This window comes from Salibaculum griseiflavum (assembly GCF_003129565.1).
Lineage (GTDB): Bacteria > Pseudomonadota > Alphaproteobacteria > Rhodobacterales > Rhodobacteraceae > Salibaculum > Salibaculum griseiflavum.
Genome location: NZ_QETF01000014.1, coordinates 34,440 through 57,851, shown reverse-complemented (window position 1 = coordinate 57,851; position 23,412 = coordinate 34,440). Strand labels below are relative to the sequence as shown.

Sequence of the window (23,412 nt, the reverse complement as noted above, 5' to 3'; positions counted from 1 at the left end):
CCCTCTCAGAACGTATCGCTGACCGGGTAGACGTGAACCAGGTAGAGATAGAAGAAGGCCAGCGACAGCGTCAGGATGATGACCCCCAGCACCGGGGACGAGATCTTGAACCCGGACTTCCCCGCTTCGATGCTGGTGGTGCCCATGCTGGACTTGTCCTGGGTGGCGTGGAATTGGAGCCATGAGAAGTAAAGCCCCACCGCGACCACCGCGATCACAACGAAAAAGATGATCCGGGTCGACACCTGCTGCCAGCGAAAAACCGCCATCCGGTGATCGAACGCCTCGGTGCGGTAGTCATAGAAGCCCCGAACGGCGGTCTGGATCGACTGGCGCGTGGCGTCGTCGGGTTCGAAGCCGGTAGGCAGGACCATACCGAAAGGATCGTCGCTGGCCCCGGGGGCAGATTGCGGCGGGTTCAGCAGCTCTTCGATCGCGGGAATGGCGCTGTCGCCGTCCTCCTGCGCGGACAGGCCGAGTGGCAGCAGAAACAGGGGCAGGAAAAGCAGGACAAGGCGCAACATCGGGGCCTCCCTAGGGTCGGGTGAGGAACTGGATGACGGTCAGGTGATCGTTGACGCGCACGGAATAGGGCTTGGCATTGGTCAGCGCACGGTATTCCTGACGGTCGGCGGGGCTGAGCAATTGGTCGATGATCCCAAGCAGGCTGGTTTCCAACCCGTCGCCCCAGCTTGCATATGTGCCGGGCAGGCCGGGAAACTCTGGCGGCGGGGCCTGTGAAAACATGCTCCTGCTGCCGGTGCCATCGGGGTTGATCACCCCCATGCTGCCCCCACCGAGCGATTGCCAGCGGATCGTGCCGTCGCCGTATTCGACCTCGTAGCGGGTGTCGGTGATGCGGCGGTCAACCACCTGGTCGGCAGCGGGCGCGGTATTGCCCGGCGTTGCGATTTCCAGTGTGAGAAGGTCTGGCCGGGCCAGGTCGTCGAGCCGCGCCTCGTAGCGGCGGCGCAGGCAATCGCCATCCGTGCCACAGGTGGCCCGCCAACGTAGCCAGAGGCGCTGCGCATCTATCAGGTCGCGGCGGTCTGCGCCGTTGGCGCGGTCCCGGGCCGCGTAGAAAGCCCGCGCCATCCTTTGATCGAGCTGCCCCAGCAGAGGGCTACGGCAAATCCGGGTTTCGGTCGGGGTCAACTGGCCGGAACAGGGAAAACTGGGCTCGGCCGCGAGCGGCAAGGCCATACCAATGAAAATGCCTGCGACCGCTGAAAGAATGCTGCGGGGCATGGCGATATCCAATATGTAACGTCCGGCGAAATCCGTGCCGGACACCATCAGAATAGCATTTTCAGCCAGTTTCCGGCAAATCCGGTATTCCAGACCCGGGGCGGCGCCTCAGTTTCCGCCGCCAGAGGTGAATCGATGCGCCTCGGCCGCGGCACGACGGATGGCGCCGGACTTGTGGACGGTTTCCATGTATTCCGCCTCGGGATCGCTGTCATAGACAACGCCGCCGCCCGCCTGGATATAGAGGTCTTCGCCCTTCAGCACGGCGGTGCGCAGGGCGATGCACATGTCCATGTCGCCGCCGGCGCTGAAATAACCCACGCCGCCGCCATAGACGCCGCGCTTTTCGGGTTCCAGCTCGTCGATGATCTCCATCGCGCGGACCTTGGGCGCGCCCGAGACCGTGCCCGCGGGCATGCCCGCGAAGAAGGCCGACAGCGCGTCCTGATCCTCGGCCAATTCTCCCACCACGTTGGAGACGATATGCATCACGTGGGAATAGCGTTCGACGATGAATTGTTCGGTCGGGCGCACCGTGCCGATCTTGGCCACGCGGCCCACGTCGTTGCGGCCCAGGTCCAGCAGCATCAGGTGCTCGGCCAGTTCTTTCTGATCCGCCATCAGGTCGGCCTCGTTGGCCTTGTCCTCTTCGGGGGTCGCGCCGCGCGGCCGGGTGCCGGCGATGGGCCGGATCGTGACCTCGCCATCCATCACCCGGACAAGGATTTCGGGGCTGGCGCCGATCACCTGGTAGCCGCCGAAATTGAAGAAGAACATGAAGGGCGACGGGTTCGTGCGCCGCAGCGAGCGGTAGAGCGAGAAGGGCGGTTCGCGGAAACTCTGGGTCCAGCGTTGGGCGGGAACGACCTGAAAGATGTCACCGGCCTTGATGTAGTCCTTGGCCTTTTCCACGGCGGCCTTGTAGCCCTCATGGGTGAAATTGCTGACCGCCTCGCCCTCGGCCTCGGCCTCGCCCAGGGTGCGCACCTGTTCGGGCATGGGACGGTCCAGCGCCCGTTGGGCATCCATGACCCGTTCGGCGGCCTGCGCATAGGCGGCCTTGGCCGACAGGCCCGAATTGGCCCAGGCCGGCGCCACGAGGATCACGTCGCCCTTGACCCCGTCCAGCACCGCCACGACCGAGGGGCGCAGCATCACCGCGTCGGGCAGGCCCAGCGGGTCGGGGTTCACGTCCGGCAGATGCTCGACCAGCCGGATCATGTCATAGCCCAGGAAGCCGAACAGACCGGCACTGGCCGCCGGCAGGTCGGGTGGCAGGTCGATATGGCTTTCGGCCAGCACGTCGCGGAACGTATCCAGCGGGTGCCCCTCAAGCGGCTCGAAGGCAGTTTCGTCGATGCGGGCCTGGCGATTGATGCGCGCCTCGGTGCCGCGGCATTCCCAGATCAGGTCGGGCTTCATGCCGATGATCGAATAGCGCCCGCGCACCTCGCCGCCGGTGACGCTTTCCAGCAGGAAGGCATGCTTTCCGGCCGCGTTCAGCTTGAGCATCAGCGACACGGGCGTGTCCAGGTCGGCGGCCAGGCGGGTATAGACCACCTGGTTCTCGCCCGCCTCATAGCCGGCGCGGAAGCTGTCGTATTCAGGGGTCAAGGTCATGTCTTACTGGAAATTCGCATGGACCGCGTTCACAGCCTCTTGGCGGATATCGACATCGGTGCCCGCCTGCACGGCGCCGCTGAAGGCAGAAAAGATGTCCAGAGCCATACCTTGCCCGGCGCGTGCGGCCACAGCCTCGGCTTCGGCAGCGACAAGCGCGTCCTCTTCGGAGGGCGGGGTGATGGCATCAAGCCGGACGATGAGGACACTGGCCGAGCCTTCGACAACGGCGGTTCCGCCAACGTCGAGGTCAAACACCTGGCCCATGAATCCCGGCGGTGTCCCGTTGAGGAAGCTGCGGCGGGTCAGGCCGGTTTCGGAGATGGCCCCGTCGAGGCCCAGCTCGGTGAACTCGGTGTCGGGGCCGATCTGGTCGGCGATCTGCCGGGCCTGCTCCAACAGGCGGCGCCGCGTTTCGGCCAGCACCCAATCGGATTCGACCTGTTCACGCACCGCCTCGAAGGGCTGCAATTCCGGGGCACGCACCTCGTCCACGCGCAGCGTGAACAGCCCGCCACCTTCGAGTTCATGCAATTCGGGGAAGGCGCCGGGTTCAAGGGCGCTCACGACGTCGCGGAAAGTCGCATAGGCGGCGATGCCCTCCTGCACGTCGGCGCTCCAGTCGATCCGGCCAAGCTCCATGTCGGTGCGCTCGGCCAGATCCTCAAGCCGCGCGCCCCCGGCCAGCAGGTCGGTCACCGGTTCGATCTGGTCCTCGATCACCCGGCGGGCACGGGCCGCGGCGCGATCTTCGCGCAACAGGGGCCGTGCCTCTTCGAAAGAGGTCTCCTGCGCGGCCAGAACCGCGTTCATGCGGAACAGGGCCGGGCCAACCGGGCTTTCGAACGGGCCGACCACCGCGCCTGGCTCGGCGGCAAAGACCGCGGGTCCGGCGGCACGCAACTCGGTTTCGGTGACATCGCCCAGATCGATATCGGCGAGGTCGAGGCCGCGATCGGCCACCAGGGCGTCGAAATCGGTCTCGCCCGCCTCGATCCGCGCCAGCGCGTCCTCGGCGGCTTCGGCAGTGCCGAATCCCAGCCGTTCCACGAGGCGCCGCTCGGGCTGCATGAATTCGTCGATCCGGTCCTGGTAGGCCTGGCGCAGCTCGTCCTCGTCCACGGTGACATTGTCCTGGATCATGTCCGGTGTCAGCCAGGCATAGGTGACGACCTTGGTCTCGGGCGCGGTGTAGGCCGCGGGATTGGCCTCGTATTGCGCGCGCAAATCGGCGTCGGTCGGGTCCGGCAGGGGCTCCTGCAGGTCTTCGGGCCCCAGCGTGTCCCAGGTGAAATCGCGCTGTTCGCCGATATAGGCCGCGACGGTCTGGGCCAGGGTGTCGGGGGCGGGCAGGCCGGCGATCACCGCGCGCTGCAACAGCGCCCGGCTGGTGTCATCGCGGATCTCGGCCTCGTATTCCTGCTCGGTCAGCCCGTTGTCACGAAGGAGCGCCCGATATTGTTCTCGGTCAAAGGACCCTTCGGGCCCCGCGAAAGCCAGGTTGGTCACCACCTCTCGGCGCACGGTTTCGTCGCCGACCGAAATGCCCATCTGGTGCAGCTCATTGTCGAGAACGCGGTTCGAGACGACCTGCTGAAGGGCCTGGTCCGGAATGCCGCGTTCGCGGGCCTGCGCAAAGGACAGCGCCTGCCCGGATTGGGCCGAGGCGGCCTGGATACGGCCGCGCAATTCGGCGGCATAGGCATTGACGGGCACTTCGAGCGCGCCGACCGTTCCGATGGAACTGATCCGGCCCGACAGGCCGGTTGCGCCGAAGCCGACCATGCCGAACATCAGCAAGCCGATCACGATCCAGACGAAGGGGCGGTTTTTCTTGGTGCCGTCAGCCATGGTGCCTTTTGCCTGCTCCAGAGTGTTTGCCGATCCTCAATAGGGCCGGGCGTCAGGCGGTGCAAGCGATCAGGCGGGGCGGAAGGCGGTCAGTCGCTCGAAGAGAGTTGAAATACCGGGCCGGTCGACATTGGCGAAGGCAACGCGGAACGCCCGGCGACCGGCCTCGGCGCCATCGGGCATGAAAAATGTCCCCGGCAGGATGAGCACCCCGGACCGGGCCAGCATCTGCTGTGCGATGTCCAGCGACGAGGCCGGGTAGGGGTGTTCGACATAGGCGAAATAGGCACCGCAGCCGCGCAGGTGCCAGCCCTGTTCGGCCAGCACCGGAAACCCTGCAACGATGGCGTCGCGCCGGGCCAGGATCTCGGCCCGCTCGCCGGCCAGCCATTGCGACAGGTTGCGCATCCCCCACAGGGCGGCGCGCTGGCCCAGCTGGTTGGGGCAGATGGTGACCGCATCGAGGAATTTCTCGATCTCCTTCAGCAGTCCCGGCGCGGCGATCATCGCGCCGACCCGGTGGCCGGTCAGCCGGTAGGCCTTGGAGAAAGAATAGAGCTGGATCAGCGTGTCGTCCCAGTCGGGATCGGCAAGCAGGTCATGGGGCGGGCCGTCGCGGCTGTCGAAATCGCGATAGGTCTCGTCCACGATCAGTTTCAGCCCGTGCCGCCGTGCCAGGTCGAAAAAGGCGCGCATCAGGGCGGGCGGGTATTCCACGCCGCCCGGATTGTTGGGGCTGACCAGCACGATGGCGCGGCTGCGTTCGGTGATCAGCGCCTCCGCCTGGTCCGGGTCGGGCAGAAGGTCCGCGCCGGTGGGCAGCGGCAGGGTTTCGACGCCCATCATGTCCAGCCACATGGCATGGTTGAAATACCACGGGCAGGGCAGGATGACCTGGTCGCCCTCGCCGCAGAGCCCGGCAATCGCCGCCGCAAAGGCCTGGTTGCAACCGCTTGTAATTGCGACGTTTTCCGCTTGGAGACCGCCCCCGTAGGCGGCGCTCCAGTGCTGTGCCACTTCCTCGCGCAGGGCGCGCAGGCCGAGGACGTCGCCATATAGATGCGCGGAGGTGTCCTCCATCGCCGCCTCGGCGATGGCCCGGCGCAGGCCCTCGGGGGGCGGATCGGAGGGCGCGGCCTGCGCCACGTTTATCAATGGAAGATCCGGCGGCAGCGGCACCTGCCGCATCCAGGCCTGGGTCTCGACAATCGGCGAGGCGAAGGTGTCAGAGGTGCGCGGATGCCAGCGCATCAATCCTTGCCGCGATAGGGTTCGACATATTGCAGCGCCATATCCCAGGGAAAGAAGATCCAGGTGTCCTGGCTGACGCCCGTGATGAAAGTATCGACCTGCGGCTCGCCCTGGGGTTTGGCGTAGACGGTTGCGAAATGCGCCTTTGGATACATCTCGCGCACAAGCTCCAGGGTCTTGCCGGTATCGACAAGGTCATCGACGATCAGCACGCCCTCGCCATCGCCCATCATCTCGGGATCGGGGCTTTTGAGCACCTGCGCCTCGCGGCGCTGATCGGCCTTGCCGCCGCCCGACAGGTAGGATTTGACGGATATCGTGTCGACCGTGCGGATATCCAGTTCGCGCGCCACGATCATGGCCGGGGCCATGCCGCCGCGGGTGATCGCCACGACGGACCGCCATGCGCCCGCATCCGGTCCCTTGCCGTCCAGCCGCCAGGCCAGCGCCCGGCTGTCGCGGTGCAACTGGTCCCAGCTGACATGGAACCCTTTTTCATGCGGCAGGCGGTTGTCGATCATCTGGCTTACCCCTTTTCGATGTCCGGGGCATCGACGGCCTTCATGCCGACGACGTGATAGCCCGCGTCCACGTGATGCACCTCGCCGGTGACACCGCCACTGAGATCACTCAGAAGGTAGAGCGCCGAGCCGCCCACCTCGTCGATGGTGACGTTCTTGCGCAGGGGCGAATTCAGCTCGTTCCACTTCAGGATATAGCGGAAATCACCGATGCCACTGGCCGCGAGCGTCTTGATGGGACCGGCGGATATGGCATTCACGCGGATACCGTCCTTGCCAAGATCCTCGGCCATGTAGCGCACGCTGGCCTCGAGCGCGGCCTTGGCCACGCCCATGACATTATAATGCGGCATCACCCGCTCGGCACCGTAGTAAGTCAGCGTCACGGCGCTGCCGCCCGCGTTCATCATTTTCTCGGCACGCTGCATGACGGCGGTGAAGGAATACACGGAAATGTCCATCGACATGGCGAAATTGGCGCGACTGGTGTCCACGTAACGGCCGCGCAACTCGCTCTTGTCGGAAAAGCCAATGGCATGGACCACGAAATCAAGGCTGTCCCAATGCTCTTTCAGCCCGTCGAAAAGGGCGTCGATGCTAGCCTCGTCGGCCACGTCGCAAGGCAGGACGATATTCGATCCCAATTGCTCGGCAAGTGGCCCGACCCGCTTCTTGAGCGCTTCGCCCTGGTAGGAAAATGCCAGCTCCGCGCCGGCATCGGCAAGCGCCCGCGCGATGCCCCAGGCAATGGACTTGTCGTTGGCCAGGCCCATGATAAGCCCGCGTTTTCCCTGCATCAAATTGGAAGACATCTTTTTCTCCTGCCGTCCCGGCCATGGTTTTGCTTGGTGTAAGCCAAGCGATACAACGCATCAAGACGCGTTTGACATTGCGTCATTTGACCTACAGTTTCACTCAGGAAGGCGGTATTGCCCGGTCTTCCCAATCCATCCGGACAGGAGCCTCAGATGAGCGACCGCAGCGGCATATTCGAAGGGGATGATCCGTTCGTCATCGCCCGGCGCTGGCTGGCCGAGGCCGAACAGAGTGAACCCAACGATCCCAACGCAATCGCGCTGGCGACCGTCGATCCCGAAGGCTTGCCGAATGTGCGCATGGTGCTGCTGAAGGATATCGAGGACGCGGCCTTTGTCTTCTATACCAATTACGGCAGCGCGAAGGCCCAGGAGATCGAGGCGAACGGCATGGCGGGCTTCGTCATGCATTGGAAGAGCCTGCGCCGCCAGATCCGGGTGCGCGGCACCGTCACCCGCGAAGAGGGTGAACAGGCCGATGCCTATTACCGCAGCCGCAGCCTCAAGAGCCGGCTTGGCGCCTGGGCCTCGCACCAGTCGCAGCCGCTGTCGTCGCGCACCCGGCTGATGGCCGAGGTGGCGCGCATCACGGCCGAGAAAGGCACGGATCCGGAACGGCCGCCGTTCTGGGGCGGGTATCGTATTGCACCTGTGCAAATCGAGTTTTGGGCAGACGGGGCCTTTCGACTGCATGATCGTTTTCTGTGGCAATTGCAGTCAGATAATACTTGGCAAGTTCAAAGGCTTAGCCCCTGATGTATCGCGAAAAATCATCGGAATCATTTCGCGTAACGTAAAGAGTTACACTAAAGATTAGGGTTGAAACTGGTCCTGCTAGCAGGCAGGTCAGGTCGTAGTTGCCCGCGGAAGAGGGGTCCGGCGGGTCAGGGATAAAGCAATGAGTGAAGACAAGAGCAGTGGCGAAATTCGCCGGGGCCATGTGAAGTGGTTCGACCCAGGCAAGGGCTTCGGATTCGTGGTTGCCGACGAGGGCGGCCCGGATATCCTTCTGCATGCAAATGTGCTGCGGAATTTCGGCCAGAGTTCGGTTGCCGATGGCGCCGAGATCGAACTGGTGGTGCACCAGACCGAGCGTGGCCTGCAAGCCGCCGAGGTGCTGGACATCCAGGTGTCCGAAGCCGTGATCGGCGGCGGACTGTCCGACTTCGCCGAGATGAGTGCCGAAGAGCTCGCCGCCGCGCCGATGCAGCCCGCGCGGGTCAAATGGTTCGACAAGGTCAAGGGCTTCGGCTTCGCCAATATCTTCGGTGTCGAGGATGACGTCTTCGTGCATATCGAGGTCTTGCGCCGGTCTGGGCTTGCTGATTTGCTTCCGGGCGAAGCCATTGGGATCAAGACCGTCGAAGGGACGCGCGGCCTCATGGCGACGGAGGTTCTGCCATGGGAAGCCGGTCTGCACCTGGCTGGAGACGACTGATCAAGGCCTGCGTGCTGGGTCTTCTGACGTTCTTTCCTGCCACCTTGCATGCGCGCTGTGTCGACAGCGCCGTCGCGATCCGTGGTGACTGGGGACAGGCGCGTTTTTCAGTCGAGGTCGCCGACAGCCCAGCGGAACAGGCCCGCGGCCTGATGTTCGTCGAGCAGATGCCGATCATGACCGGCATGCTCTTCGTCTATCCCAGCCCGCGATCCGCCTCGTTCTGGATGCGCAACACGCTGATCCCGCTCGACATGCTGTTTTTCGACGAGACCGGCACGCTGACCCGCGTGCACGCGATGGCGCAGCCGCTCGATGAAACGCCTATCCCCGGTGGCGATGCGGTGCAGTTTGTTCTGGAAATCAACGGCGGGCTGGCCGACCGGCTGGGGATCGCGCCGGGCGACGTGATGCAGCATCCATCCGTCGGGTCGAATGCCGCCTGGCCCTGTCCTGACGATTAGGTCTTTTCAAGCGGCGCGCCGGACAGTAGACGGGGCGCCGTGGTCCGGGGCGTGGCGCAGTCTGGTAGCGCACCTGTTTTGGGTACAGGGGGTCGTGAGTTCGAATCTCGCCGCCCCGACCACCATTACCGCGCAGCATGAAAAATGATCATCGCCATGCCGGGCGCGACATCTTTGCGACAGGCCGGGATCAGCGAGAGAATCGGGCGGGGCGACTTTGCCCGGTTCAGGTGATTTCTGAGCTCTCGGGCCTAGATGGCTGTGGATAAGTCCAAAATCCGGCTGACGCTGCGTTAACCATTCTGTGCATAACCGGGTGGAGGAATCGCGGGCGGTCACAGGACCATCCCGGTCAAGCCACAAAATCGCAAATTTAGCGTAAAAAACTCGTTGACCCACTAGGTGTAGTTTTGCCAACTTGTGCAAGCCGGACGACAGCACACAAGATATAGTGGCAGAACGGCAGGGACGGACACCCAGCGACCTCAGGAGCGCGATTTCGATCGCTCCATGAACGTGGCCCCATATTGCGGGGTCCCGAAGGTGGTCTTTTCCCTTCTGCCGGCTGTGGTGGCAATCGCGGGACCTTCGGGTTCACAGGGTTAGGGGCGGTCGCAACGACGACCATGAATTTAGAGGCACAGGGACACATGAAGATCGAACGCAGCTTCACCAAGGCAGGCCAGGACGCTTATGCGGATATCGAGTTCAAGACGACCACATCGGAAATCCGCAACCCGGACGGCACCATCGTCTTCAAGCTGGAGGAATGCGAGATTCCGGCCAGCTGGAGCCAGGTCGCCAGCGACGTGATCGCTCAGAAATATTTCCGCAAGGCCGGTGTGCCCAGCAAGCTGCGCAAGGTCGAGGAAAAGGACGTGCCGGAATTCCTTTGGCGCTCCGAGGCCGAGACCGGCGCCGAGATCATCGGTGAGACCAGCGCCAAGCAGGTTTTCGACCGGCTGGCCGGTGCCTGGGCCTATTGGGGCTGGAAGGGTGGCTATTTCACCACCGAAGAGGACGCCCGCGCCTATTTCGACGAGATGCGTTACATGCTGGCCACCCAGCGCGCCGCACCGAATTCTCCGCAATGGTTCAACACCGGCCTGCACTGGGCCTATGGGATCGACGGGCCCAGCCAGGGGCATCACTACGTGGATTACAAGACCGGCAAGCTGGTCAAATCCAAGAGTGCCTATGAACACCCCCAGCCGCATGCCTGCTTCATCCAGGGCTGTTCCGACGATCTGGTCAACGATGGCGGGATCATGGACCTCTGGGTGCGTGAGGCGCGGCTGTTCAAGTATGGTTCGGGCACCGGCACCAATTTCAGCCACCTGCGCGCCGCGGGCGAGGCGCTGTCTGGTGGCGGCAAGTCCAGCGGCTTGATGGGCTTCCTCAAGATCGGCGACCGCGCCGCCGGGGCGATCAAATCCGGCGGCACCACCCGCCGGGCCGCCAAGATGGTGATCGTCGATGCCGACCACCCCGACATCGAGGAATTCATCGACTGGAAAGTGCTGGAGGAACAGAAGGTCGCCAGCATCGTGGCCGGGTCCAAGATGCACGAAGAGAAGCTCAACGGCATCTTCTCAGCCATCAAGGCCTGGGACGGCACGGTCGAGGATGCCTACGACCCGAAAGCCAACGAAGGTTTGAAAAGTGCAATTCGGGAGGCCAAGAAAGTGGCAATTCCGGAGACATACATCAAACGCGTGTTGGATTATGCAAAGCAGGGCTATGACAGCATCGAGTTCCCGACCTACGATACGGATTGGGACAGCGAGGCCTATAACTCGGTTTCCGGCCAGAACTCCAACAATTCGATCCGTGTCACCGAGGCCTTCCTGAAGGCCGTGCGCGACGATGGCGACTGGGAGCTGATCAACCGCACCGACGGCAAGGTCGCCAAGACCGTGAAAGCGCGTGATCTGTGGGAAAAGGTCGGCCACGCGGCCTGGGCCTGTGCCGATCCGGGCATCCAGTTCCACGACACCGTGAACGCCTGGCACACCTGCCCCGAGGACGGCGCGATCCGCGGCTCCAACCCCTGTTCGGAATACATGTTCCTCGACGACACGGCGTGCAACCTGGCCTCGATGAACCTGCTGACCTTCTACAAGGATGGGCAGTTCCAGGCCGAGGAGTACATGCACGCTACCCGGCTGTGGACCCTGACGCTGGAAATCTCGGTCATGATGGCGCAGTTCCCGTCCAAGGAAATCGCGCAGCTGTCCTATGATTTCCGCACGCTGGGCCTTGGCTATGCCAATATCGGCGGCCTGCTGATGAACATGGGGCTGGGCTATGACAGCGACGAGGGCCGCGCCCTGGCCGGCGCCCTGACGGCGATCATGACCGGCGTGTCCTACGCCACCAGCGCCGAGATTGCGGGCGAGCTGGGCGCCTTCGCCAAATACGGCAAGAACCGTGACCACATGCTGCGCGTCATGCGCAACCACCGCAACGCGGCCTATGGCGCCTCGGAAGGCTACGAGTCGCTGGCGGTCAAGCCGGTGCCGCTGGATCACGCCAACTGCCCGGACCGCCGCCTGGTCGATCTGGCCATGTCGTCCTGGGACGAGGCGCTTAGGCTTGGCGAGAAGAACGGTTACCGCAACGCACAGGCCACCGTCATCGCCCCCACCGGCACGATCGGCCTGGTCATGGATTGCGACACCACCGGGATCGAGCCGGACTTTGCCCTGGTGAAGTTCAAGAAGCTCGCCGGCGGCGGTTATTTCAAGATCATCAACCGGTCGGTGCCCGCCGCGCTGGAAAAGCTGGGCTATGGCGCCGCCGAGATCGAGGAGATCGTCAGCTATGCCGTGGGTCACGCCACCCTGGGCAACGCGCCCGGCATCAACCACACGGCGCTGATCGGCCACGGTTTCGGAGAGGCCGAGATCGAGAAGGTCGAGGCGGCCCTGCCCAGTGCCTTCGACATCCGCTTCGTCTTCAACCAGTGGACCCTGGGCGAGGAGTTCTGCAAGAAGACCCTCGGCATTCCCGCCGAGAAGCTGAACGACCCCACCTTCGACCTGCTGTCGCATCTGGGCTTCAACAAGGCCGATATCGACGCCGCCAATGACCATGTCTGCGGGACGATGACGCTGGAAGGCGCGCCCTTCCTGAAGGAAGAGCACTACCACGTCTTCGACTGCGCCAATCCCTGCGGCAAGAAGGGCAAGCGCTTCCTGTCCGTGAACAGCCATATCGACATGATGGCCGCGGCGCAGAGCTTCATCTCGGGCGCGATCTCCAAGACGATCAACATGCCCAACGACGCCACGATCGAGGATTGCCAGGCCGCCTATGAGCGCAGCTGGTCCATGGGTGTGAAGGCCAACGCGCTCTACCGCGACGGTTCCAAGCTGAGCCAGCCGCTGGCGGCCGCCCTTGTCGAGGATGACGAAGAGGCGCAGGAGGTGCTGGAAAGCGGCTCGACCCAGGAAAAGGCCAAGGTGCTGGCCGAGAAGGTGATCGAGAAGGTCGTGGTCAAGGAACTGGTCCGCAACCACCGCGAAAAGATGCCCGAGCGCCGCAAGGGCTATACCCAGAAGGCGGTTGTGGGCGGCCACAAGGTCTACCTGCGGACCGGCGAATATGCCGACGGGTCCCTGGGCGAAATCTTCATCGACATGCACAAGGAAGGCGCCGGCTTCCGTGCGATGATGAACAACTTCGCCATCGCCGTGTCCGTGGGCCTGCAATACGGCGTGCCGCTGGAGGAGTTCGTGGATGCCTTCACCTTCACCAAGTTCGAACCGGCGGGCATGGTGCAGGGCAATGACAGCATCAAGAACGCGACCTCGATCCTCGACTACATCTTCCGCGAGCTGGCCGTGTCCTACCTGGACCGCACCGACCTGGCCCATGTGAAGCCCGAAGGTGCGAGTTTTGACGATCTCGGCCGCGGCGAGGAAGAGGGCGTGTCCAATATCAAGGAAATGTCGGAAAGCGCGGCCTCGCGTAGCCTTGAAGTGCTCAAGCAGATCAGCTCGACCGGCTACCTGCGCAAGCGCGTGCCGCAGGACCTGGTGGTGCTGCAAGGCGGGGCCGGAGCGGTGGCGCTGAACGGCGCCGAGGATCCGCAGGCGGCGCTGGAAACCCTGGTGCCGGCGGTGGCCAAGGGCGGCGGCATGGCCCAGGCGACGACCGGATCGGCCTCGGTCTCGGCGCTGTCTGCCCGCGACAAGGCCAAGATGCAGGGCTACGAAGGCGAAGCGTGCGGCGATTGCGGTAACTACACCCTGGTGCGCAACGGCACCTGCATGAAATGCAACACCTGCGGCGCGACCAGCGGGTGTAGCTGAGAAACAGGGGGTGACGGTCCCATTGGGGCCGCCACGCCGGAACGTCACGGCGTTCCAAAGGGGTCCGGCGCGGGTGCGCTCGTGCCGCCGACGTCCAGGCCGCAGGCAGAAACCGGGCGGTACAAAGAAGTGAGCTTGGACGGCGAAACTTGAACGGGGGCCTCGGCCCTCGTTTTTTTCGTCTCGGGCTGCGCCCGAGCCGACCGGGCAGGGGCTCTGCCCCTCTTGGCCTGCGGCCAATTCACCCCGGGATATTTTCAGTCCAAAGAAAACGGTAGGGATTCATTAACCGGAATCGGAGATCCTCCCGGAGCGGTACAGGCGGGGACGCCGATGACCGTGTCCGGAGAAAGCTCCGGGCCCTGGCACGGCACCTGGTGACCCTCTGCCGGGGCCTTTCTTTGGACCGAAAATATCCCGGGGGAGTCCCGCATCGCGGGACGGGGGCAGCGCCCCCCTTGCGCTAGCCGATCTCGAAGTCCGGTGGGGCGAGGGTGAAACCGTCGAATTGAAAGCCCGGGCTGACGGTGCATCCCACAAGCGTCCAGTCGCCGGTGCTGCGCGCGGCCTGCCACCACTGCGGCGGCACGATCAATTGTGGTCGCTCGCCCGTGTTTAGGCCCGGACCAAGACGGTGATCGGCCCTGGGGCCGGTGTCCGTTTCGGCCAGGGAGAGGATCAGTGGCGCGCCCGCGTAGAAATGCCAGATTTCGGCAGCGTCCACCCTGTGCCAGTGGCTGCGCTCCCCGGCCTTGAGCAGAAAGTAGATGCAGGTGCCGGCCGGGCGGCCGGTGTCGGCGTCGGCCTGCCAGGTCTGGCGATAATGCCCGCCCTCGGGATGCGGCGCGAGATCCAGCTGCTTGATGATGCGATCGGCCTCGGTCATCCTTTGAGCCTAGAAAGCCGGCGCGGGGCATGCAATGGGGCACAAGGCGATCGGGGCAGGCGGGCCCGAGAGGCTGTTCTGGGCTGTGATGCCTTCCGGAGTGACTCTAGTCGCTGTCGCGTCAGAGGCGGTGGTTGCGCGGGAATGCGGCACGCGATCGCAGGAGCTGGGGCGCTGGTCGCGCCCTATGGGCCAGGGCGGTTCGTGTCCGCCTGAAGCCGGGCCGCAAGGGCTTCGAAATCCGGTGCGACAATGTCCCAGTCGGCGCTGGGATGCAGGTCGCTTGTCTGGCCGGGCCCATGCTCGGTGGGCCGGGCCACGAACGCCGTGCCCAGACCCGCCGCCCGCGCCGCGGCCAGGTCGTCATTATGCGCGGCCACCATCATGACGTGCTCCGGTGGCAGACGCAGCGCCGTGCAACTGGCCAGATAGACTTGCGGTTTGGGCTTGTAGTCGCGGGCGATCTCGGCGCCAAGGATGCAATCCCAGGGCAGGGCGGCATGACGGGCGAGTCGCGCCATCATCGCGATGGACCCGTTGGAACAGGGGGCGAGGATATGGGTCCGGTGCAAGGTCGCCAGCCCAGGGGGCACATCGGGCCAGGGATCCAGCCTTTCCCACGCCGTGGCGAGGTGGTCGGGGGCACTGACCCCGAACCGCGCGGCCACACGGTGCAGATTTTCGAGGTGCAGGTCGTCCAGGGGCACATAGCCCCGGCCACCGCTGCGGACCCGTTCCATCGCGGGCTGGTATTCGGCGCGCCATGCATCCGCGAAGGCGACGGCGTCCAGGCCGGGCAGGGCCTTGGCGACGGCACGTGCAATACTGCTGCGCCAATCCACGCAGGTGCCGAAGACATCGAAGATCAAGGCCTGGGGCATGATGGCTCACCTGTTTGACGGTCCGAGGCTCATTTTGGCAATTTCCTGCCGTCGCGACAGCCCCCTTTGGGCAAGAATCCTCGGAAAAACGGCCACCGGAGTCGGAACCGGTCGCGAGCGAGAGGCCCATCGCAGAGGGTTTGCGGACAGCGCCGGACTGGCGCCAAGACTGGGCAAGGAGGATTTCCATGAGACCCCTGATTATCGCATTTGTTGGAGTGTTGGGCCTGACAGCCTGCGAGAACCTGACCGCCGAGCAGCGCACCGTCGTTGGGCTTGCCGGGGGCGCGGCCGCCGGCCTGATCGCCGCCGATGTGCTTCAGGCGGATGATGACTGGCGCCTGATCGCCGCGCTGGGTGGCGCAGCGGCCGGCACGGTCGTGGCCCAGAATCAGAACGGCCAGACCTGCGCCTATGCCCGCGGGGACGGCACCTATTACACCGCGCCCTGTCCCTGACAGGTCAGGACAGGTCCATCTCGAAATATAGCATGTGCCCCTCTGCGATGGGGGGCACATCCTGATAGGGTCCGCGACGCTTGAACCCCATGGAGAGGTATAGGCGCTGCGCGGCCTCCAGCGGCTTCGAGGTGTCCATCAGGATGCGCTCGAATCCCAGATCGCGGCATCCTTCGATCAGTGCATTCATGATCGCATAGCCCGTGCCGGTGCCCCGCGCGGCCTCGGTTACATAGACGCGTTTGATCTCGGCAGAGCCATCGGGCAGCGAATGAACCATGCCGCATCCGACAGGCGCCTCGCCCAGCTTGGCAAGCCGGATCAGCCCCGTGGGCGGGGCATGCTCTTCCGCAACCCTGTCCATAAGGGCGGCGTATTTGTCCTGCGGGTAGAACAGTTCGATCAGCTGCGCGTCAAAGGGCGACAGGCCGATCAGGTAGTCCCGGTAGTCCCAGCACAGTTTTTGCACGGCGTCGATATCCTGCGAGGTTTCGGGCGGGATGATCCGGGCTTTGGTCATGAAAAGGCTCTCCGTGGCAGCGCCACGAAGAGCCTAGTGAAACGCGTGATGAAGTGCGAGGTCTTACTTCAGGATCGAGCGGCCGGCATAGGTGGCGGTTTCGCCCAGGGCTTCCTCGATGCGGATCAGCTGGTTGTATTTCGCCAGCCGGTCGGACCGGGCAAGGCTGCCGGTCTTGATCTGCCCGCAATTGGTGGCCACGGCGAGGTCGGCGATGGTGGCGTCCTCGGTCTCGCCCGAGCGGTGCGACATCACGTTGGTCATGCGCGCGCGGTGGGCCATGTCGACGGCCTGCAAGGTTTCGGTCAGGCTGCCGATCTGGTTGACCTTGACCAGCATGGAATTGGCGGCGCCTTTCTCGATGCCGGTGGCGAGGCGTTCGGGGTTGGTCACGAAGAGGTCGTCGCCGACCAGCTGCACCTTGTCGCCCAGCGCCTTGGTCAGGGCGACCCAGCCGTCCCAGTCATCTTCCGACATGCCGTCCTCGATCGAGATGATCGGGTAATCGTTCACCAGGGCTTCCAGGTAGGCGACGTTCTCTTCCGAGGTCAGGGTTTTGCCTTCTCCCGCAAGGACATATTTCCCGTCCTTGAAGTATTCGGTCGCCGCGCAATCCAGCGCCAGGTAGATGTCTTCGCCGGGTTTGTAGCCGGCCTTCTCGATGGATTTCAGGATGAAATCGAGCGCTTCGCGGGTGCTGCCCAGTTCCGGGGCAAAGCCGCCTTCATCGCCCAGCCCCGTGGACATGCCCGCCGCGCTGAGTTCCTTTTTCAGCGTGTGGAACACTTCCGAGCCCATGCGCACCGCGTCCCGGATCGTTTCGGCAGCCACCGGCATGATCATGAATTCCTGGATGTCGATCGGGTTGTCGGCATGTTCGCCGCCATTGATGATGTTCATCATCGGCACCGGCAGGGTGCGGGCCGAGGTGCCACCGACATAGCGGAACAGCGGCTGCATGGTGAATTCGGCCGCTGCCTTGGCCACGGCCAGCGACACGCCGAGGATCGCATTGGCACCGAGGCGGCCCTTGTTGTCGGTGCCGTCCAGCTCGATCATCGCGCCGTCGATGGCCACCTGTTCGGTGGCGTCAAAGCCCAGCAGGGTGTCTGCGAGCTCGCCATTCACGGCTTCGACCGCCTCCAGCACGCCCTTGCCCATGTAGCGGGCCTTGTCACCATCGCGGCGTTCCACGGCCTCATAGGCGCCGGTCGAGGCGCCCGAGGGCACGGCGGCGCGGCCCATGGTGCCGTCTTCGAGGGTCACGTCGACCTCGACCGTGGGGTTGCCGCGGCTGTCGAGAATCTCGCGGGCATGGATGTCGATGATGGTGCTCATGGGGTGTCCTTTGGCTTTGTTAGCGCAAACAGAAGAATACTCGCCGCTGCTATAACGGCTTGCTGGCCGCGAGGGAAGCCCGGCGGAGCCGATGTTCCCGGATCAGGGTATAGAGCCCGGCCCCTATGACCACCGCGACCCCGACCAGGGTCAGGGTGTCGGGCTGTTCCTGGAAGACCAGCCAGCCGATGACCAGGGCAAAGACCATCCGCGCATAGCGGAACGACGAGATCACGGCGGCATCCCCCGCACGGGTCGCCGCGATGATGGCGAGATAGGCCACCATGCCGATCACGACGCAGATACCCAGCAGCGCGGCTTCGGGCAGGGTGGGGCGCAGCAAGGTCTGGCCCTGAAGGGCGACCAGTCCGAGGCCTGTCGGGACAAGGCCAAGGAACGCCGCGATCGACAAGTGCGGGCCGGTGATGTTCGAGTTCAAAGCACGTGTCAGCAGGTCGCGCCCGGCCAGCCCCAGCATCCCCGCCACGGTGAGCAGCACCAGCGGGTCGAACGCCGCGCTGCCGGGGCGCAGGATCAACAAGACGCCCGCGAAGCCGACGGAAATCGCCGTCCAGCGCCGCCAGCCCACGGGTTGGCCGAGGAACAGCGCGGCACCCAGCGCCACGACCAGCGGCGTGGCCTGGATTACGGCCGAGGCCAGCGTCAGCGGGATCAGGGTGAGCGAGGTGACGAAAAAGGCGGTGCCCAGCGCCTCGCAGCCGGTGCGCATCAGTACCCGGGGCGCCAATTGCGCGGGCACGAAAAGACGCTGCCCGCGTATCCCCAGCCAAGCCCAGAACAGCACGGCGCCGCCCAGCCCCAGAAGGGCGATGATCTGCCCGGCAGGAAGCCGCGCGGCCACGGTCTTGATCAGCGCGTCCTCGATCGCAAAGCCAAGCATAGACAGGGTCATCAGAGCAGCGCCGCGCAGGTTCTCCATCAGCGGGCCGTCGCGCCCTGCCGGGTCTCGCGCCAGAAGGAATAGAGCCCGGTCCCGACGATAAGTGTCGCGCCGGCCAATGTATAGGTGTCGAGCCGTTCGCCGAAGATGAAGACGCCCAGCCCTAGCCCGAACAGGATGCGGCTGTAGCGGAAGGGCGCGACGAAGCCGACCTCGCCCACGCGCATCGAGGCGACCATCGAATAGATCGCGGGCATGAAGAGGCCCGCGGCCCCGAACAGGTAGAGCCAGGCCATCCCCTCGGGGCGGATCGGTGGCGTGTTCTGGGCGATGCCGATGACGAACCCGGCGGCGATCAGCCCCAGGTAGGATCCGCAGGACAATTGCAGTGTGTGGATCCCGGGCGCCACGCGGCGCGTGGCCAGGTCACGGATCGCCTGCGAGAGCACGCCAAGGAACACCAGTAGCGCGAAAACGTTGAAATCGGCCCCGGTGGGCCGCAATACGATCAGCACCCCGACCATGCCGAGGACGATCGCCGACCAGCGCCGCCAGCCCACGGGCTCGCCCAAGAACAGTGCTGCGCCCAGCACGACCAGAAGCGGATTGGCCTGCACGATGGTGGTGAACAGCGACAGGTCCACCTCGGACAGGGAAAAGACGAAACAGGTGGTGGCTCCGGCCTCGCCCGCCGCCCGCAGCAGGGACGGGCCGCGAAACACTTCGGCCGGGAGTGGTTTCAGCCCCCGCGCCCGCGCGGCCAAGGCGAAGACCAGTAGCCCCACCGCGCCGATCACCACGACGACCTGGGCGCGGGGCACGGATTCGGTGGCCAGCTTGATACAGGTATCGACCAGGGCGAACAGGGCCATGGCCAGGATCATCCACAAGGCGCCGATGATGTTGTTCACTTGGTGTTGCCTCGCTTGAGGGGCACGCCGTAAAGCTCCAGCCGGTGGCCCTTGAGGCGATAGCCCAGCTTGCGGGCGATCTTTTCCTGAAGCGCCTCGATCTCGTCATCGACGAATTCGATCACCGCGCCGGTTTCAAGGTCGATCAGGTGGTCATGGTGCTCTCGGTCGGCCGCCTCGTAGCGGGCGCGGCCGTCGCCGAAATCCAGACGGTCGAGAATGCCTTCTTCCTCGAAAAGCTTGACCGTGCGATAGACCGTGGCCAGCGAAATGCCCGGGTCGATGCGGGTGGCACGCACGTGCAATTCCTCGACATCCGGGTGGTCCTCGGCCTGCTCCAGCACACCGGCGATGGTCCGGCGCTGATCGGTCAGGCGCAGGCCGCGCGCTTCGCATCTGTCGAGGATCGTCTGGGTCATCTCGCCGCGATCTTTAGAAGATCGGGCAGGGGGTCGCCAGCCCCGATTTCGGCAGTGATCCTACAGGCCGGGAATGGCCAGCCACGTGCCGCCTAGGGCGCGGGCCCGCGCCCCGGTGCCCAGCTTGAAGCGGGCCAGGCCCGGATTGCGCTCGGTTTCGATCGCCCCGAGCTCCAGCAGCCTGTGGCCATGATCGGCCAGCCAGCGGGCCGCCTCGAACAATGTCAGGCAATGGGCATTCAGCGCGCGGCCCCGCTCGGATGTCCAGCCCACCTGATAGGTGGCCCGCGCACCGTGCCGCAGGATCAGCATGCCAGCGATCGGGCTGGTGCCTTCCCAGGCTTCGACGATGCGGGCGCAGCCCGGGGTTTCGCGGGCGATGGCCGCGACAATGGGCACGGGCAGGGCGGCATAGCGGCGTTGGTCACGTTGCGCGACCTCATGCGCGATCAGCCAATGGGGCGCGCCTGTCCAGGCGTCATGTCTTAGACTCAGGCCGGCCGCTTCGGCTCGACGCAGGCGGTTGCGCCACTTCTGGTGCATCGCCGCTCTCAGGTCGCCCTTTAATGGCAGTTCGGCAATGTGGACCGGGGTCAGGATCTGACGAAACCCCGCCGCGCGCAGGATGCGGGGAGCGGCCCGCTCGGCATTGACGATGCGCAGGCCCATACGCCGCGCGGTTCGCAGTCTATCCGGACAGGTCACGTCGCTGCGCGAGAGCACCCCGTGCCATCCGATGAGAGGCAGACGGCGGCGCAGCATCAGCCCGCCCGGCCCACGCCACGGCGCCTGCCCGCAGGCCAGCAGGCCGCGTTCGAATTCCGAGGATTGTTGCAGAGCAGAATCCATGGCCCCGTTAAGCCAATGGAAACCTAAGGCGCGGTTAATGGGGCCATGACAAGGGTTTATGGGCTCTCGATCCCTCCGCCGCGCCCGACACCGCTCGCCGCAGCCCTGGTCGCGGCGGCCTGTGCGCTGGCCGGTGGCGCGCTGCTCGCCCTTCTGGACTGGGCCGTCTTCTAGCCCAGTTCGACCATCGCGTGGCGCTTCTTGCCCGCCGACAGCTTGATCGGGCGGGCCAGGTCGGCGGCGGTGATCATCCGGCCCGCATCGTTCAGCGGTGCATCGTCCAGCTTGGCGCCGTTATCGGCAATCAGACGCTTGGCCTCCTTGCCCGATGCGGCCAGGCCCGAGCGCACGATCAGCTGCACCACGGAAATCCCGTCACCGATCTCGTCGGCGCCCAGCGTCAGGGTCGGCAGGTCACCGCCTGCGCCGCCTTTCTCGAAGACCTCGCGCGCGGTGGCCTCGGCGGCCTTCGCGGCGTCGGCCCCATGCAGCAGCGCCGTCACCTCGTTGGCCAGGATGATCTTGGCCTCGTTGATCTCGGACCCGCCGAGCGCCCCCAGCCGATCGCATTCCTCCACCGGCAATTCGGTGTAAAGCTTCAGGAACCGGCCGGTATCCGCGTCGGTGGTGTTGCGCCAGAACTGCCAGAATTCGTAGGGCGACAGCATCTCGGAATTCAGCCACACCGCGCCGCTGGCCGACTTGCCCATCTTCTTGCCGTCAGACGTGGTCAGAAGCGGCGAGGTCAGCCCGTAGATCTCGTGATCCAGCACCCGGCGGGTCAGGTCGATCCCGTTGACGATATTGCCCCATTGGTCCGACCCGCCCATCTGCAACAGGCAGCCATAGCGCCGGTTCAATTCAAGGAAATCGTAGGCTTGCAGGATCATGTAGTTGAATTCGAGGAAGCTCAGCGATTGCTCCCGGTCCAGCCGCGATTTCACGCTCTCGAAGGACAGCATCCGGTTGACGCTGAAATGCCGCCCGATATCGCGCAGGAAATCGAGGTAGTTCAGGTCGTCCAGCCATTCGGCATTGTTCAGCATCAGCGCCGCGTTGGGGGCGCCGGTGTCATAGTCGATATAGGCGGCGAAGACCCGCTTGATCCCGGCGATATTGTCATCGATCTGCGCCGGGGTCAGAAGGGGGCGTTCATCGGCGCGGAACGACGGGTCCCCGACCTTGGTCGTGCCGCCTCCCATCAGGGTAATGGGCTGGTGCCCGGTCTTTTGCAGCCAGCGCAGCATCATGATCTGGATCAGGCTGCCGACGTGAAGCGATTTCGCCGTGGCGTCGAAGCCGATATAGGCGGGCACGACCCCCTTGCTCAATGCCTCGTCAAGGCCTTGATAGTCCGTGCAATCGGCCAGGAAGCCGCGCGCGATCATGGTGGCCATGAAATCGGACTTGGGATGGTAGGTCATGTCTTGTCCCCGCGTTGCGTTCGGCGCACTCTATAGGACGCGAGACGGCAGAGGAAAAGCGGATGTTGAAGGCGGGGGCGGTGCGCGTTGCGGGCGCCATGTCGGGCACATCGCTGGACGGGGTCGATGCGGCGGTGATCGAGACCGATGGGGAGGCCATTTTCGGGTTCGGACCAAGCCGGTTCCTGCCGTATTCCGCCGACCAGCAGGCGGTTCTGAGTGCCGCGCTGGGAAAATGGCCGGGCGAGGACGTGGCGCAGGCCGCCGAGATCGTGGAAACCGTCCATGCCCAGGCGCTGGCCGGGCTGGACGAGGTGGCGCTGGTCGGCTTTCACGGCCAGACCCTTGCGCACGAGCCGCGTGGGCGCGGCACCCATCAGATCGGTGATGGCGCGGTGCTGGCCGAGGTGCTGGGGGTGCCTGTGGTCTGGGATTTCCGCAGCACGGACGTGGAGATGGGCGGCGAGGGCGCGCCGCTGGCGCCGTTCTACCATTTCGCACTGGCCAAGTGGATCGGGGCCGAGGGGCCGCTGGCTGTCCTGAACCTTGGCGGGGTCGGCAATCTGACATGGATCGACCCGTCGAAAGCCGCGCCCGAGGTAGAGGGGGCGCTTCTGGCTTTCGATACCGGTCCGGCCAATGCGCCGATCAACGATCTGATGCGGGCGCGGCGCGGTCTGGCATGTGATGAGGATGGTGCCCTTGCGGCGACCGGAGAGGTGGACGCGGCCGTCGTGACCGACTTCCTTTCCTCGCCCTATTTCTACAGGATGCCGCCCAAGTCCCTGGACAGAAACGATTTCAGGTCATTGTCGCAAGCGGTATCCCGGCTGGCAGATGGCGATGCGGCGGCTACCTTGTCGGCCTGTGTCGCGGCGTCGGTTGCCCAAGGGCTGGATCAATGTCCTGCCCCGCCCGAGCGGCTTCTGGTCACCGGCGGAGGCCGACACAACCGCACGCTGATGGCGATGATTTCTGCGGCGGCCGACATGCCCGTGGCACCGATCGAAGCCGTTGGCCTGGACGGTGACATGTTGGAGGCGCAGGCATTCGCCTTTCTTGCCGTCCGGGTTGCGCGCGGCCTGCCGACGTCTTGTCCCGGAACGACAGGGGTGCGTGCGGCGGTGGGCGGTGGCACGCTGAGCAAGCCGCGAAAGGGCTGACGTCGCGCCCCCGCCAAAGCCGCGTGCCCGTGGCACGCGCGGATGCCTCCGGCGGGAGTATTTGGGGCGAAATGAGAGCAGGCCCCATTTCGCCCCGGATCGGGCAGTCGGCCCTCACCTCGCACGGTCATCGGCTCT

At 64.8% G+C, this 23,412-nt stretch carries 23 protein-coding genes and 1 tRNA gene; 8 read left to right on the top strand and 16 right to left on the bottom strand.

What is annotated here, in order from left to right; genetic code table 11:
* Nucleotides 1–5 precede the first annotated feature (5 nt).
* The 7 genes from DFK10_RS12130 to fabI form a co-directional block, all read right to left on the bottom strand.
* Nucleotides 6–524, bottom strand: coding sequence for a hypothetical protein (locus DFK10_RS12130; RefSeq protein ID WP_109389298.1), 519 nt, complete (start codon nucleotides 522–524; stop codon nucleotides 6–8).
* Between the two features lie 10 nt (nucleotides 525–534).
* Nucleotides 535–1,293 carry a lysozyme inhibitor LprI family protein gene (locus DFK10_RS12125; RefSeq protein WP_217810146.1) on the bottom strand — a complete coding sequence of 253 codons (759 nt, stop codon included), beginning with the start codon at nucleotides 1,291–1,293 and terminating at the stop codon, nucleotides 535–537.
* Between the two features lie 63 nt (nucleotides 1,294–1,356).
* A complete protein-coding gene (gene trpE, locus DFK10_RS12120; RefSeq protein ID WP_109389296.1) occupies nucleotides 1,357–2,868 on the bottom strand; it encodes an anthranilate synthase component I in 1,512 nt (503 codons plus the stop codon).
* A 3-nt stretch (nucleotides 2,869–2,871) separates the two neighbouring features.
* Nucleotides 2,872–4,719: a peptidyl-prolyl cis-trans isomerase gene (locus DFK10_RS12115; RefSeq protein WP_109389295.1), complete on the bottom strand. Its 1,848-nt coding sequence runs from the start codon at nucleotides 4,717–4,719 to the stop codon at nucleotides 2,872–2,874.
* 69 nt (nucleotides 4,720–4,788) lie between these two features.
* A complete protein-coding gene (locus tag DFK10_RS12110) occupies nucleotides 4,789–5,970 on the bottom strand; it encodes an aminotransferase (RefSeq protein WP_109389294.1) in 1,182 nt (393 codons plus the stop codon).
* A complete protein-coding gene (gpt, locus tag DFK10_RS12105) occupies nucleotides 5,970–6,491 on the bottom strand; it encodes a xanthine phosphoribosyltransferase (RefSeq protein ID WP_109389293.1) in 522 nt (173 codons plus the stop codon). Before gpt ends, DFK10_RS12110 begins: the two co-directional genes overlap by 1 nt.
* Before the next feature lie 5 nt (nucleotides 6,492–6,496).
* Nucleotides 6,497–7,303 (bottom strand): enoyl-ACP reductase FabI, encoded by an 807-nt coding sequence (gene fabI / locus DFK10_RS12100; RefSeq protein ID WP_109389292.1) that lies wholly within the window; start codon nucleotides 7,301–7,303, stop codon nucleotides 6,497–6,499.
* Between the two features lie 156 nt (nucleotides 7,304–7,459).
* Here fabI and pdxH point away from each other — a divergent pair, with 156 nt between their 5' ends.
* From pdxH to DFK10_RS12075, 5 genes are all read left to right on the top strand, one after another.
* Nucleotides 7,460–8,062 (top strand): pyridoxamine 5'-phosphate oxidase, encoded by a 603-nt coding sequence (gene pdxH, locus DFK10_RS12095; RefSeq protein ID WP_109389291.1) that lies wholly within the window; start codon nucleotides 7,460–7,462, stop codon nucleotides 8,060–8,062.
* Between the two features lie 142 nt (nucleotides 8,063–8,204).
* A complete protein-coding gene (locus DFK10_RS12090; protein ID WP_109389290.1) occupies nucleotides 8,205–8,744 on the top strand; it encodes a cold-shock protein in 540 nt (179 codons plus the stop codon).
* On the top strand, nucleotides 8,708–9,208 hold the full coding sequence (locus tag DFK10_RS12085; RefSeq protein WP_109389289.1) for a DUF192 domain-containing protein: 501 nt from the start codon (nucleotides 8,708–8,710) through the stop codon (nucleotides 9,206–9,208). The genes DFK10_RS12090 and DFK10_RS12085 overlap by 37 nt, the downstream gene beginning before the upstream one ends.
* 45 nt (nucleotides 9,209–9,253) lie before the next feature.
* Nucleotides 9,254–9,330, top strand: a tRNA-Pro gene (locus DFK10_RS12080).
* Between the two features lie 528 nt (nucleotides 9,331–9,858).
* Nucleotides 9,859–13,524, top strand: a complete 3,666-nt coding sequence (locus tag DFK10_RS12075; RefSeq protein WP_109389288.1) for a vitamin B12-dependent ribonucleotide reductase — start codon at nucleotides 9,859–9,861, stop codon at nucleotides 13,522–13,524.
* Between the two features lie 463 nt (nucleotides 13,525–13,987).
* Here the strand turns inward: DFK10_RS12075 and DFK10_RS12070 are convergent, their stop codons facing one another.
* Nucleotides 13,988–14,410, bottom strand: coding sequence for a cupin domain-containing protein (locus tag DFK10_RS12070; RefSeq protein WP_109389287.1), 423 nt, complete (start codon nucleotides 14,408–14,410; stop codon nucleotides 13,988–13,990).
* Nucleotides 14,411–14,595: 185 nt separating this feature from the next.
* On the bottom strand, nucleotides 14,596–15,291 hold the full coding sequence (locus DFK10_RS12065) for a haloacid dehalogenase type II (protein ID WP_109389286.1): 696 nt from the start codon (nucleotides 15,289–15,291) through the stop codon (nucleotides 14,596–14,598).
* 188 nt (nucleotides 15,292–15,479) lie between these two features.
* On the opposite strand from DFK10_RS12065, the gene DFK10_RS12060 reads away from it, so the two are divergent.
* On the top strand, nucleotides 15,480–15,749 hold the full coding sequence (locus DFK10_RS12060; protein WP_109389285.1) for a glycine zipper 2TM domain-containing protein: 270 nt from the start codon (nucleotides 15,480–15,482) through the stop codon (nucleotides 15,747–15,749).
* A gap of 4 nt (nucleotides 15,750–15,753) precedes the next feature.
* On the opposite strand, the gene DFK10_RS12055 is transcribed toward DFK10_RS12060, so the two are convergent.
* The 6 genes from DFK10_RS12055 to DFK10_RS12030 form a co-directional block, all read right to left on the bottom strand.
* Nucleotides 15,754–16,269 carry a GNAT family N-acetyltransferase gene (locus tag DFK10_RS12055; RefSeq protein WP_109389284.1) on the bottom strand — a complete coding sequence of 172 codons (516 nt, stop codon included), beginning with the start codon at nucleotides 16,267–16,269 and terminating at the stop codon, nucleotides 15,754–15,756.
* Nucleotides 16,270–16,332: 63 nt separating this feature from the next.
* Nucleotides 16,333–17,607, bottom strand: a complete 1,275-nt coding sequence (gene eno / locus DFK10_RS12050) for a phosphopyruvate hydratase (RefSeq protein WP_109389283.1) — start codon at nucleotides 17,605–17,607, stop codon at nucleotides 16,333–16,335.
* A gap of 49 nt (nucleotides 17,608–17,656) precedes the next feature.
* The gene (locus DFK10_RS12045; RefSeq protein WP_109389282.1) at nucleotides 17,657–18,547 is read right to left on the bottom strand and encodes a DMT family transporter; all 891 of its coding nucleotides are present in this window, start codon (nucleotides 18,545–18,547) and stop codon (nucleotides 17,657–17,659) included.
* Nucleotides 18,547–19,419 (bottom strand): DMT family transporter, encoded by an 873-nt coding sequence (locus DFK10_RS12040; RefSeq protein WP_109389281.1) that lies wholly within the window; start codon nucleotides 19,417–19,419, stop codon nucleotides 18,547–18,549. The genes DFK10_RS12045 and DFK10_RS12040 overlap by 1 nt, the downstream gene beginning before the upstream one ends.
* Nucleotides 19,416–19,838, bottom strand: a complete 423-nt coding sequence (locus tag DFK10_RS12035; protein WP_109389280.1) for a Fur family transcriptional regulator — start codon at nucleotides 19,836–19,838, stop codon at nucleotides 19,416–19,418. Before DFK10_RS12035 ends, DFK10_RS12040 begins: the two co-directional genes overlap by 4 nt.
* A 60-nt stretch (nucleotides 19,839–19,898) precedes the next feature.
* Nucleotides 19,899–20,687 (bottom strand): GNAT family N-acetyltransferase, encoded by a 789-nt coding sequence (locus tag DFK10_RS12030; RefSeq protein ID WP_109389279.1) that lies wholly within the window; start codon nucleotides 20,685–20,687, stop codon nucleotides 19,899–19,901.
* 45 nt (nucleotides 20,688–20,732) lie between these two features.
* Here DFK10_RS12030 and DFK10_RS16700 point away from each other — a divergent pair, with 45 nt between their 5' ends.
* On the top strand, nucleotides 20,733–20,861 hold the full coding sequence (locus DFK10_RS16700) for a hypothetical protein (RefSeq protein WP_268952262.1): 129 nt from the start codon (nucleotides 20,733–20,735) through the stop codon (nucleotides 20,859–20,861).
* Here DFK10_RS16700 and tyrS read toward each other — a convergent pair.
* Nucleotides 20,858–22,111 carry a tyrosine--tRNA ligase gene (tyrS, locus tag DFK10_RS12025; protein WP_109389278.1) on the bottom strand — a complete coding sequence of 418 codons (1,254 nt, stop codon included), beginning with the start codon at nucleotides 22,109–22,111 and terminating at the stop codon, nucleotides 20,858–20,860. The two genes, DFK10_RS16700 and tyrS, sit on opposite strands and share 4 nt — an antisense overlap.
* A 62-nt stretch (nucleotides 22,112–22,173) precedes the next feature.
* On the opposite strand from tyrS, the gene DFK10_RS12020 reads away from it, so the two are divergent.
* Complete coding sequence (locus DFK10_RS12020) at nucleotides 22,174–23,274, top strand: anhydro-N-acetylmuramic acid kinase (protein WP_109389277.1); 1,101 nt, start codon at nucleotides 22,174–22,176, stop codon at nucleotides 23,272–23,274.
* Nucleotides 23,275–23,412: the final 138 nt, after the last annotated feature.